Source organism: Streptomyces sp. NPDC048275 (genome assembly GCF_040652275.1).
GTDB lineage: Bacteria > Actinomycetota > Actinomycetes > Streptomycetales > Streptomycetaceae > Streptomyces.
Genome location: NZ_JBEZLR010000029.1, coordinates 17,885 through 29,649 on the forward strand (window position 1 = coordinate 17,885; position 11,765 = coordinate 29,649).

At 65.1% G+C, this 11,765-nt stretch carries 11 protein-coding genes and 1 tRNA gene; 3 read left to right on the plus strand and 9 right to left on the minus strand.

Annotation, left to right across the window (positions count from 1 at the left end; genetic code table 11):
• Position 1: 1 nt before the first annotated feature.
• Entirely contained in the window at positions 2–1,414 is a 1,413-nt protein-coding gene (locus AB0D57_RS19095) for an FtsK/SpoIIIE domain-containing protein (RefSeq protein ID WP_362073674.1), read from the minus strand.
• A 162-nt stretch (positions 1,415–1,576) separates the two neighbouring features.
• Positions 1,577–1,960, minus strand: coding sequence for a hypothetical protein (locus AB0D57_RS19100; protein ID WP_362073677.1), 384 nt, complete (start codon positions 1,958–1,960; stop codon positions 1,577–1,579).
• 162 nt (positions 1,961–2,122) lie between these two features.
• Here AB0D57_RS19100 and AB0D57_RS19105 point away from each other — a divergent pair, with 162 nt between their 5' ends.
• Positions 2,123–2,572, plus strand: coding sequence for a winged helix-turn-helix domain-containing protein (locus tag AB0D57_RS19105; RefSeq protein ID WP_362073680.1), 450 nt, complete (start codon positions 2,123–2,125; stop codon positions 2,570–2,572).
• Between the two features lie 1,480 nt (positions 2,573–4,052).
• Here the strand turns inward: AB0D57_RS19105 and AB0D57_RS19110 are convergent.
• The 5 genes from AB0D57_RS19110 to AB0D57_RS19130 all read right to left on the minus strand — a co-directional run bounded on the left by AB0D57_RS19110 (position 4,053) and on the right by AB0D57_RS19130 (position 7,901).
• Entirely contained in the window at positions 4,053–4,412 is a 360-nt protein-coding gene (locus AB0D57_RS19110; protein WP_362073683.1) for an ASCH domain-containing protein, read from the minus strand.
• Positions 4,409–5,524, minus strand: a complete 1,116-nt coding sequence (locus tag AB0D57_RS19115) for a hypothetical protein (protein ID WP_362073686.1) — start codon at positions 5,522–5,524, stop codon at positions 4,409–4,411. The genes AB0D57_RS19110 and AB0D57_RS19115 overlap by 4 nt, the downstream gene beginning before the upstream one ends.
• Before the next feature lie 133 nt (positions 5,525–5,657).
• On the minus strand, positions 5,658–5,960 hold the full coding sequence (locus AB0D57_RS19120; RefSeq protein ID WP_362073689.1) for a hypothetical protein: 303 nt from the start codon (positions 5,958–5,960) through the stop codon (positions 5,658–5,660).
• A 215-nt stretch (positions 5,961–6,175) separates the two neighbouring features.
• A complete protein-coding gene (locus AB0D57_RS19125; RefSeq protein ID WP_362073692.1) occupies positions 6,176–6,616 on the minus strand; it encodes a hypothetical protein in 441 nt (146 codons plus the stop codon).
• A gap of 55 nt (positions 6,617–6,671) precedes the next feature.
• A complete protein-coding gene (locus tag AB0D57_RS19130; RefSeq protein WP_362073695.1) occupies positions 6,672–7,901 on the minus strand; it encodes a helix-turn-helix transcriptional regulator in 1,230 nt (409 codons plus the stop codon).
• Positions 7,902–8,247: 346 nt separating this feature from the next.
• Between AB0D57_RS19130 and AB0D57_RS19135 the strand changes: the two genes are divergently transcribed.
• Positions 8,248–9,363 carry a hypothetical protein gene (locus AB0D57_RS19135; protein WP_362073698.1) on the plus strand — a complete coding sequence of 372 codons (1,116 nt, stop codon included), beginning with the start codon at positions 8,248–8,250 and terminating at the stop codon, positions 9,361–9,363.
• On the opposite strand, the gene AB0D57_RS19140 is transcribed toward AB0D57_RS19135, so the two are convergent.
• A complete protein-coding gene (locus AB0D57_RS19140) occupies positions 9,360–10,310 on the minus strand; it encodes a hypothetical protein (RefSeq protein WP_362073701.1) in 951 nt (316 codons plus the stop codon). The genes AB0D57_RS19135 and AB0D57_RS19140 overlap by 4 nt on opposite strands.
• 320 nt (positions 10,311–10,630) lie before the next feature.
• Here AB0D57_RS19140 and AB0D57_RS19145 point away from each other — a divergent pair.
• A tRNA-Ser gene (locus AB0D57_RS19145) sits at positions 10,631–10,717 on the plus strand.
• A gap of 174 nt (positions 10,718–10,891) precedes the next feature.
• Here AB0D57_RS19145 and AB0D57_RS19150 read toward each other — a convergent pair.
• The coding region (locus AB0D57_RS19150) for a hypothetical protein (protein ID WP_362073704.1) at positions 10,892–11,765 on the minus strand (874 nt) is incomplete at its 5' end.

An 11,765-nucleotide genomic window follows, 5' to 3' on the forward strand; every position in this document is an offset into this window, starting at 1 on the left:
GTCAGGCCGCCTTTGCCGGGGGCTCGGGGTCGGGCTTGGTGAGGTCCACCACCGGGCGGCCGGTCAGGTTCTCCAGCAGCCGGCCCGGGTGCTGAGTCAGGTGGGCGGTCTGCTCGGAGATGTGGGCGGCGTCTTCGTCGGCGACGTAGGGCGTACGGATGCGTACGAAGCCGGGGCGCCCGTGCTGGGACATGACCGCGACACCGACGTAGGCGGGGTCCTGGAGGTTGACCGGGCTGGCGTCGGGCCACTCGCGGATGTCGTCGCCGAGCGCGGCCACGGCGGCATCCGCGGTCTTCTGCGCGAAGGACAGCCCGACCGGGCATACGTCCCGGATGAAGGTGGGGATGGCGTCCCCGGTGGTCTTCTGCGTGGTCAGTACGGTCAGGAAGCCGACCGAACGGCCCTTCTTCACCAGGTCCTCCGTCAAGCGGGCGTTGTCCGCCGCGAACGCGGCGAGCTTCCTGGTGGCCGGGTCGGAGCCCTTGTGGTCGCGGAAGTAGGTGTGGGCTTCGTCGATGACGATGACGATCAGTGGCCAGTCGGCGGACGGGCCGATGTGCCACATGTTCTTCACGCCCAGGACGCTGCGGATGGAGGCGGAGCGGGCGCGGCGCAGCTGCACCAGTTCCTTCAACAGCTTGTTCGCCTGCTCCAGCTCGTCGCCGCAGAACGCGAACGCCCGCTGGACGAGGTCGGCGTAGTCGCCCTCGTAGGCGTGGGAGACCTTGCCGTCGAAGAAGACGAACTGCACGGCCGGCGAGGGTGCCCAGTCGCACACCAGCCGGTTCACGCACGAGGTCTTCCCGAAGCCCGGCAGGCCGCCGACAGCCATGCCGGGTACTTCCCTGAGGGGTACGACGACGGGCATGCCGAACTCGTCGACCCCAAGGTCCCATTTCGCGTGCTCCTCCGGAGGGCGGCCGGTGGGCACGTGCACGGTCGGCACGATCAGCGGGTCCACCCGCACCCCGCGCAGCAGGACCTGTCCGGGCCTGTCCCCGGGTAGTGCGGACACCCGCGTCATGCGCCAGGCGTCCGCCAGGTAGGGGGCGGCCTTCTGGAACTCCGCCAGACCCACCTTCGGCAAGCAGTTCGCCCACGCCATCACCCCGAAGGCGTCCGGCGTGACCTTTAGCGCCGGAACCAGGACCCGGGGCTTGGGCGGCGTGCCGTCCGTGTTCGCGAGCGAGGCCAGAGGAGTGGCCATCTTGTCCGTGACCGATAGTCCGCACATCTGGGCGAGCCGCTTCCAGCCCCAGCGAATCCGTATCGCCTGTCGGATACTGATCCGCTCCATCGGCGACGCCCGCAGGTAGCGGACGACCCAGATCACGGCCCACAGGGCGATCAGTCCGAGTCCCAGCCACGTTGCTCCGCGGAGCCAACCAGCCGCTTCGTTGAGTTCGTTCACCAGTCTTCCTTCGTATCGTTCGGGAAACGCGCGGCACCGGACGCGCGGAGAAGTACAAGGGATGGGGGCGCATGCCCCGGAGGGGCAGCCGCTCCGTCGATGAAGATTGCGAACGGGCGGCTGCCATCTGGGGGTCTCACCCCAGCCATGCGGGGAGCGGCGTCACGCCGCAGCGGACTCGGGCGCGGCCATGTCCTGCTGCGCGTGACCGTTGACGAGTTCCAGCGCAGAGCAGCGGTAGGCCACGCCTTCCTGAAGCTGGTCGTTGAAGATCCGCGCCCATGGGCTCGCGAAGAGGTCCACCGGGCGGACGAACCGGCCCGGGTGCAGGCCGTTGGGCAGACCGGTCTGCGGGACGGTCACCTTGATCGCCTCGGCGCGCTCGCCCTCCATCACGAAGAGAGTCAGGGTGCACAGCGGCGCACCGGTCTCGAAGTCCACCGCGCGGACGCCGTTCTCCTGGTCCTTCCACTTCGGCACCGTCGGCGTGCCGACCATGACGTTCGTGGAGTCCAGCACGTGCACACGGATAACGGTCCTGGCCATGGCAGTAAGGCCCTTTCTGCAGGGGGTGACCGGTGATCTCCGGCCAGGACCAGATACAACCACATGTTTTAGTTAGCTGCAACGCTAGTCAACTGAAACGCTGAGAGTGGGAGTTTGCTGGTACTCCCGCGTGATCTAGCTGGGTGGCCGTATCCTGCGGCCATGACACTGCCCCTCGATCGGGACCACCGGCCCCCCTATGTGCAGGTCGCCGAGTACCTGCGACGCCAGATTCAGACCGGCGTCCTGAAGCCCGGTGACCAGATCCCCCCGTCGCGGGAACTCCAGGAGAAGTTCGGCATCGCCAGCGCCACCGTGCAGAACGCGTTCCGCATGCTCAAGAACGAGGGACTCATCTACGGCGTCCAGGGCAGGGGCAGTTTCGTGCGCCGGCCCGAAGGCGAACCCGAGCAGGCTCAGGACGAACCGGCCGAAGAGGGTGTACTCGAGAGCACGCCTCCCAAGCCGACGCCTTCCGAGACTCGCTACTTCACCCTCGCCATGGACGTGGAGGAGCTGAAACATGAACTGGCAGGGCTGAAGCAGGACATGGCCAAGATGGTCACTCTGATGCAGAAGATGGCAGACCACATCGACGAGCAAGAGAGTTGAGTTCCTGCGCTGCCCGCCGCATAAGCTCCGCGAACTCGGCTATCTCGATGGACAGTTGCTCCACGTCCGCTTCCAGCGCCACGATCTCCCGCTCGTCCACCGTTTCCCCGTCCATTGCTGTGCCGTTCATCCGTGTCGCCTCGTGAAATCCCTTGGTGGCCCGTTCTGTCGAAGCGCGCGTTCACCATTCGGCCGCTTGTCCGGGAAGCCTGCTGAAACCGGTCTCCCTGCCGCAACCCACGTGCCCGCCAGGCGGGAGCGGGCAGGAAATTCCCTCGTGACCTCCCGTCGCGCGGGCGGCGGAGTCGCAGGACCGCACCGCCTGACGGGACGCAATCGGCTGCTGTGACCGGCACAGAGCCCGCCAGTCATCCCCCACTCGCTCCACCTCCGTTGCCCTGGGTCGTAGCCCTCCGGAAAATCGCAGAGGAATCCGGACTCTCACTGGCTACAGGTGCCGAAAGGGCTGAGCGTGTGACGGGCGGCTGTGTGGCTTGAGTCACATCTATCGCCTTCGATGGGCATGGGCTCCAGGCCCTCCGGCGTGAGCCATGTGCGATCAGTGATAGCTGATGACTCATCAGATGGTGCACCTCGCTCCCTCTTTCCGATGGCTCGCGCCCCGGCGGGCGCGCCTGTGGATAACTTTCAGCAGGGACATCAGACATGGCGGGGCCTGTGGATAGAGAACGGCGATCCGGCGAATAGAACGGATTAAAACGGCAATAAAACTGATGAGATATGTCGAACATGTCGAAACAGCCCGCCACCTAGTGGCCGAAGCGACCGAAAGGGCGAGCTGTCCAAAGTTTCTTTACTGGATCAAGGCGGCCCGCTGGCGCGGGCCGCGCGGCGCGGCGGCCCAGGCCGCCGCTGGCTCCATGTCTCCGCCACTGCCCGCAGCGGCCCCGCCCGCTCGCGCCGCAGCCCGAGGAGCAGTCAGCCGGAACCGCGGAGAACCCTGTCAGTCACCCCAAGGTGCGCACGGTCGGCAGGAGCGTGGCGTTCGCCAAGTCGGCATATATCACCGCGAATTGCTGTCAGCCAGTTGCGGCGGGTGGCCAGCCTCAGCGCCGCAGGCAGAAGCCATCCTTCAGCGGCAACCGACGGAGCGCCGGGGCCGGTGCGATGCGGAGGCTCGTGACATTCGAAGAAGCGTGGCTGATGCCGGTGGGTGGTTGCTGGAGACACACGTGACGGGTGCGCGTTCGGCGCACCCGTCGCCGTGGCTGACTTTCGATGGCTCAGGTCAGGACCCTTCCCCAACTCGATGACAGAGAGCTCCGGTTGAGCAGGACCTCTGTCAGAGCACGCCAACCACCCCGGTGCCATCTGCACCGGGGTCCTGACCGAGAACCGGGGATTCCGAGACCGGACCACCCGGATTGCTGTCCAGCCTCAGGGGTGGTCCGGCTTTCAGCTGTCGGCGCTCCCTCGGAGGAAGCCACACCGCCCTCGAGGCGAGGACCGTACGACGGGACTACAGGGGAAGCAGCTCGATTTCGATGGCGAGTGCTCCGAGTGCTTCCTTCTCCGCGGAATAGATCTCGCGGATGTTGGCGAGCTGCTGCTCGCGGGAGGACGCCGGGTTGACGTTCGCCGGGCCCTCCCCGTCGAGGAGTTCCTCGAACGTCTTGTACTCCGTCACCCGATTCACGTGGACGTCGCACGTCTTGTCCGTGCCCTTGATCCGGAAGCGGATGACGTCTCCGGCGGCCAGGTTTTCGAGGTGGGGGTACTTCACTCTCACCTCGATGGTCTTCTCACCTGCGGCGACGAGATCGAAGTACCGGCGGTAGAGGTTCAGTTCGCGGACGCGAGCGGCGGCGGTTTCCGTCATGGGGCGGGAACGCTCCTAGCTGTTGCGGTGGTCATCAGCCGGCCGAGTTCACCGGCCGAGTACGAGCGGAAGAAGTGGCGTGGATCAGCGAGTAACACGTCGGTCAGACCGAGCAGACGGTCGACGTACTCAGCCAACGACCCCGGCCACTCCCGGGTGTCGAGCATCCACGGGGCCGCACCGTCCGGCAAGGGCGCTTGCCCCTCCCTGATGAGGGATTTGGACAGTTTCGCGCCCGTGTCGGTGACCACCTGGGGGCAGAACAGCCGGGCGGGCAGCTGTCCGTGGGTGAGGCCGACGGCCTGTAGGGCGCCGTCGACGAGGAGACAGCCGGGCATCCAGTCGCCGCCCTTGACCATGACGTACAGCGTGCCGTCCGATCCGGCGATGGCCAGTTCCTTGACGAGGTTCCGGTACAGGGTGGCGAGGTCGAGGTAACCGCCGCTCGCAGGCTCGATGACGACCTCGTATGCGCCGTGGTGCAGGCACACGGCTGAGATGGTCGCCCGCTCGAAGCCGTCGTCACGGACGCGGGTGCGTTCGGCGTGCTTCTCGGCCCATCCGCAGCCGGGGCGCGGGCAGGGAACGCGAACGTGTGGCCGACCGGAGGACGGAGACAGGTACCAGCGGGCTGCTGCCATACGGGGCAACACACGCAGCCAGGTACGGCGGTAGTGCTCGCCTGCTTGCTGCTGGCTGTAGGTCTCGATGGAGTACGGCACTTCCAGCCGCTCGGACAGAGCGGCGAAGAGCGGGCGGTACAGCTTGTCGACCTGTTCCGAGATGCCGTCTTCACCGAGGGCTTGCGCGTAAGCCCGTTGGTAGCGGTGACCGGTCTCCTTGTCGGTGACGATGGCATACGGGGCGTTGTCGAGGGCGCTGAACTGGACTTCGGCCGGTACGTCGAACTTGTCCCGGATGCGGGCCGCCGTGGCGAACGTGAGCGACTGAACCAGGGACGTTCCGATGTGCGGCGCTCCGTTGATCTGCGTTCCCACCACGAACACGATCCGCTCCGGAGCCGCAACGACCATGTGCGGCCTGAGCAGGTCCTCAGCGTTTGTGAGCGCGTTGGCGAGAACAGTGTTCGGCGATACGGGATAGGTGGTCACCGCGTCTTCCCCTCGGTAGATGGGCAGGACTGCGCCGCAGAGCGGCGGGTGTGCGTTCAGCGGTTGAACTGTGATGTGCGTGGTGGACCCACCCCCGCGCCGGGGGGAACCGGAAGAGACGCGGGGGCGGGAGTCATCGGGTCGGGCGACGCCCGTGGGCTCGTCGGTGACGGCCCACCCTCGCTGAGGGATCGGGCGGGCCCTCGGCGAGGGCGGGATGCTGCGGGAGGCGTGGCCGGCGGGCCGGTAACGGGTACACGCGGAGGGAGTACCGGGCGTCGTAGTCCGTCACGGTGAACATGAACGCGCGGCCTGCGGCAAGAGCGCGTAGCGCGTGCTCGTACGCCTGGTCGCTTTCGGCCCAGGCACGCAACTCCACATCGGGACGCGGGATTTCCGGCCTGGTGACGACGAGCGGCGCGTCAGCGAGACTCATGGCCCCGAGGTCCGGGGACAGCAGCCTGGCGAGGCGGTGCGCGGAGGCTCTCAGCCACCGGGCCGCGAGGCGTGGGGAACGGCCGCGGTAGGTGGCGAGTAGGACTTCGCAGGAGCCACTGAGGCCGTGGGCGGTGGATTCACAGCGGAATGCGACAGGAGGTCGCACGAGGGCACGTGCAGAGGTCGGTGGGGCGAGCATCAGCACGTTCGGGCTCACCGCGTACGATCCTGGGCCGATTCCCTCGCCTTGATCATGCGGTCGAGCTGGGTGTGGAACAGCTCGACTTGCGCGGGGGTGAGAACGAGTAGCGATTCGCATGTGCCCCCGTCCTCGTAGTGGACGGTTACCGCCAGGCCCGCCTGCTGCGCACGGGGGTCGTATGCAGCGTCTCGCCGCATGGGCGTGACGTGCGTGACCGGTACCGGCACGGGCCGGAGGGTGGTTCCGTCCGACCTCGCGCGCCAGTCCACGCCACCGCCAGGCGGACGCAGTTGGTACGACGCCGAACTGTCGCTGGGCAGGGCGACGACCACCCCGACCGTCCCGTCTTTGGCGAGGTCGACGGCGAGGTCGCCGAGGCGTGGGTGAAAGGGGCTGCCTGGGGCTAACGCAGTCCTGGGCGTGGGGAGTTGCTTCGAGGTTCGATCGGCCATGCCCCGAAGCTAGGTGTGTGCTCGGGGCCCAATATGAACCGCAGGAATACGACCCTCACCCGTCGAGGTGGAAGCGGTCCGACATGCGGCGCAGCTTCTCACGGGTGCTCGCTCGCTCGGCGTACACGATGCTGCGCAGGGTTGACCGAGCGATGGGGTGGTTGCGAACGAGCTGGGGCGCGATGCGCTCGGCCTTCTCCAGTTCCTTCAGCGCCGAGTCGCGATTCCCGTCCCACAGCCAGGCACGCGCCAGGTCCATGTGGTGATGACCACGGCGGGAGTTGGGAAGCGACTCGATCACGTCCGGACTCGTGCGCCGGTTTATCGACAGCGCCTTGCCCTGTTCGTGCATCTCCAACGCAACGCTGATCGCGTGGATCTGCACGTTGCCGGGCGAGAAGGTCAGGCTGTGGCGGTCGTACACCGGGGGGCCCGCGTACTCGGTCATTCGATCCGCTGCAGTCCGCGCGTAGTCGACTCGCTCGCGAGCTTCGGCGCGATGACCACCCCGAGCGGCGGAGATGGCCGCACGCAGTTGCAGGGAACCCCACGCTCGCACGGCGAGCGGCTCACCCAGGTCGTATCCCTCCTGCACGCTGCGGATCGCCTTGTCCGACAGGGCAATGGCGTCGTCCCAGTCCGCCGTAGCCCACATGTCCCAGACGCGCATCCAGTCGGCAACAGCCGGCAGGACGGGATCACCGGACTGTCGCGCCGACCATGCAGCCCGCTCACAGGCCATGGCGACCAGCTCAGGGTGCCCGAGGGCATGCGCGGAAGTGTGGGCGAACTTGCAGCACACCGCGTAAATCGCGTACGCCTCTTCCCGCTCGTGCCCCGTGGCGACCTCGGCCAGGGCGCGCGTCTCGCGGAACAGGTCAGGAAGTACCTCCATGATCGCCACGTTGGCGGCGGCATCGCGGAGACGGTGGAGCCGAGTGGTTTCCTGCCAGAGCTGACCGGCCGACCTGGGCGTGCCGTCAAAGACGGGGGTCAGGTCGTACCGGCGCAGCTCGCGAAGGATGGACGCGGCGGCGACCTGCCACTGATTCTCGGCCGGGGAGCTGTTGTACGGACGCCCGATGAGGTCGTTGGGGTGTACGTGCAGCTCCGAGGCGAGCAGGTTGAGCAGGCCGACGCGGTCGAGTTCGATGTGCCCGCGCTCCATCTTGGAGACCCACCCCTGCGTCTTGCCGAGGGCGGTGGCGAGGTCGGCCTGTGTCATGCCGAGGCGGAGCCGTGCGCGGCGTGCGCGACGGCCGATCTCTTCGGCTTCCTCCAGCATCAGCGCGCCCCCTTGTGGGTGAGGCACTGGTGTTCCAGCGGGCGGCGAGGCATCGTGCTCCATCCGTCGGGGCTTCTACCCTTGACGGTACCGAGGCTGCATGCCGTGTGTGGAGTGCTACGGGACAGGAAGTGCCCGGCGCCGGAACCAAGGTGGCCCGGCCGGTCCGCGACCCCACAGCCCGTACTTGTGGCCCTCGCGAATTGTCTTCCGCATGTTGACGCGATTTCCGATGCACGTGAATCGAGGTTACCCGCGAGACGGTAACCACCTTGAGCCTAAAACCCCTTGCATGCTCACCTCGGCGGGAGGAGCCTGCCATGCAGGATGAACGGAGGGTATCGCAGTGTCTGTACATGATGAAGTGATCGTCGCTGGCGTACTTAATGACGCAGACTATATAGGTCGCCTGTTTGGCGACTTGGAGGTTATGCAGGGTTCTGATCCTTCGGGTGTGATCCCATTTTGTACCGCTCCGTACGTTGCGCTATTTATTTATGAGGCGCGTAGAAAGCCGCAGCATATTGACCCTAGCGCCTTTGCTAATCTGTCTGTGGAGGCGGAGCGTATTTGTGCCAACTCTCGACACAGCCTCAAGTTGTTCGAGGATACGAAGCGAAAGATTGACGGCCTTTTGGATCACTTCCTGAAGGAAATTTGGGCGAAGCATTCGCGATATTTTCTGGGGAACACCTGGTTTCCACCTGCCCGCCTTATCGAAACGGACCTAGGGATATACGGCTATGGCGGAAGGGTCGTGAGTACAACGCATTCCGCGGCGTTCCACCTCGGTATCGAGGCGGAGCACCTATTCGGCAACGATGGCGGGGCGTACATTCGTCGCATAATGTCTGAATTTGGTCAGTGTTTTGGTGCTCTTGGTGCTGACTTGCGATCGCCTGGCACCCGAACTTTTGTTGCGAGTCTCTCGGGTGCCGAGCTAAATAGTTCAGACGTTCGCGCTCACCGATACTATGGTCGAGTCTTCAATAGGCGAGCTACGCCAGGGATGAATGGTCTCCTCAGCGATTTCCGCACGAGGATGAATTTCGTCGATTCAATCGTTGTGGCCGGGAGTGACGTGCTTGATTTGGAGTACACGGTCTTCAAGATGCGTTATATTGCGCTGTATCAGGTGCTGAGCAGTCTTAATGTGCTCAAGCGAGACGTTTTTCATTATTCTAGGCTGTCGCCCGATTCTATGGCGCATGTAGAACGCATCGTCGGTACTCCCGAAGCTGAGGTCCTCCTGGCGCGACAGGTGCGAGGATTCCGCAACACCCTGATGCACTATAACCTGCTAGGGGACGTCGACACGGATAAGGTCGACCTCAGTGCCCCACTGTTCGGCCTAGTGTCCAACTATTTCCCTGACCATGATTATCGGTCGCTAAGTGAAATCGTAGACCGTGCCATCAAAAAGACTTCCGTCGAACTGAATGTGTGGGCGGATGATAGTTAACAGGCTGGTTCGGCCGCAATTTTGGGCAGCCCTGAGGAAAGCCAGTCCATGGCCCTCATCCCAGCGATGACCAATTTTCTCGCATCAAGATGTGTCGGCGTCTTGAGCTTATGGGCCATCTTGTTCCGAGCGTTGAAGAGCGATCCGAGATCCGACCAGAGCGCGGGATCATCGGCTTCGAGGGATCGGCTGATCACCGCTTTCGCAATCGGGCCATAGAGGTCGACGGCGGTGCCGTGGTCTTGCTGGAGTGTTCGCAGGCTGGGTGTGGATCCGGGGGGTCGGCAAGACTTGAGGGATTCCTTGGCATACGTCTCGGCCGCCACCGCGGCCAACAGAATCGCCATCCCGGGCTGTGGGCTGTTGGTCGACTGCGTCAGGTACCGCGCTTGCGAGAGCAGCGCTCGTGCAGGCGAGAGACCGTCGCGCAGTGCTCTCGTGGCCGTGTCGACGGTGAGCGCGGGCAGACCCACAACCATCGAGTATCCGGGATTGAGCGGTTCAGGCACCGGCAGTTCGAGACCCTGGGTGATGTCTGCCACTGTGAGTGACAGCATCTTCGGGATCTCTCCCACCATGCCCACGCTCGGCTGCTCGACCCGCAGCGCGTCGGACAGGCGTGCAGCGGCGAATCTGATGGCCGTGATGGCGGCTTTCAGCTCTGTTCGCACGGCATCCTCATCAAGGTCGGCCGTGAGCGTGAAAACGGTGTGTGCGGTGAATCGTGCCGGGCCCAGCGCCACCGGTGCGCTGTCGTCGCCCCACCAACTGACGTATCCCTCAGCAGGGAGCTGGCCCTCGAACTTGGGGAAGGCGAGCACCACATCGAAGGCATCGACCGTGGTCGTGAGGGGCACAGAGCCGAGGGCAGGGTCGATGTGGCACATGCGGCCGACGGTCGGCTCACTGGATGCCTGGTAGACGGCATCTATGCGGATCTCATTCATAGGGAACGATGTTCGTCTGTGGGCCTGATGTTCTGCAGCTGATTTCCAGAGTCTGGGGCGTCCGGGGCACCCCGCGTTCCCACTCGGACTAGCCATCAAGGCGTGGGATCGATGCAGCGTGCTGGCACAGTCCTCGTTCTAATTAGCGGGTGGCCGGCGCAACCTTGCACCTCCAACCCACGGACACCTTGAGGGGCTGACCGGTCACCGTGCTCCGAGGCACCGTGAGGTGCCAGTGGACCCCGTGTGGACCACGGCCCCCGCACAACGTCTGAGGCCGGTAGGCTGTACCCGCTCCGTCCCAGGTGGGACGGGGCACAGGTGGGTTGCCCGAGCGGCCTAAGGGAACGGTCTTGAAAACCGTCGTGGCAGCGATGTCACCGTGGGTTCAAATCCCACACCCACCGCGTGATAGCGGCCCCTGATCAGCATGTCTGGTCAGGGGCCGTTGCTGGATAGGTGCGTTGAGATCCGTGAGTCCCCGTTTCGGCTGCCGAGGCGATGCGCAGGCTGGATGATGCTGAACCAGCTCTCAGGCACAGCAGACTCCTGCGGGCCTCGCTAGCGCGGGTGCGGCTTGCCTACGGCAGTGCTTTGGACACGTGGGAGTTGATGAAGGCCAGCACCTCGTCTGTGTTCTCGTGCTGGGGCCACTGGGTGACCCAATCGCGGAGCCGTTTTGCGATGGATCCCCACTCGGCCTCGTCGAACCGGCCACTAAGGGCCATGGCATGGCAGCGGTGGACGACCTCGCCCTGAGGGCGGAAGACAGAGGGATTCATGGAGCAGCCAAGCGCGAGCCAGCGCTGGATGCAATCGTCTGCCACTGCGGCGCCGACGCCGGTACGGAACTGGATGGTCAGGGTGCCGATCAGAGCATCCAGGGCGCCGTTGAGGTTGGCAGTGGGGCCGCGGCGTTCGGCGTGGTCGATGCAGAGCTCGACGGTGCGGAGCCATTTGAGGCTGTTTTCCCGGGAGGTGACGTAGGGGCCCACCTGGAAGCCGGCAGAGGCCAGGCGAAAGACGAGGTCCTCGCTGTCGGGGTTGGCGTGGGCCCAGCCAAGGACGGCTTCAAAGATCGTCTGGCTCATGAGCTGCTTGCGGAGGACCCATTTGCTCAGGTACGTGAAATCTTGCTCCGGCACGTGTTCGTTGATCCAGGCTTCTACGATCCCCGTCATGGCTGAGGGGATCTCCTCGACAGGAAGACACTTGAGCAACGCGCCCATCACAAAGTCAGCCCTGGTGGTGGTGGCGTGGTCGTTCAGCCAGGCGAGGGCGGTGGAGATGGCCCGCTGAGCGTTGCCTGGGGTGAGGTCGGTGCGGGAGAGCAGCGGGTTGAGGACGAATCCGGCTTCGGTGGTGGTGGCGTGGTCGTTCAGCCAGGCGAGGGCGGTGGAGATGGCCCGCTGAGCGTTGCCTGGGGTGAGGTCGGTGCGGGAGAGCAGCGGGTTA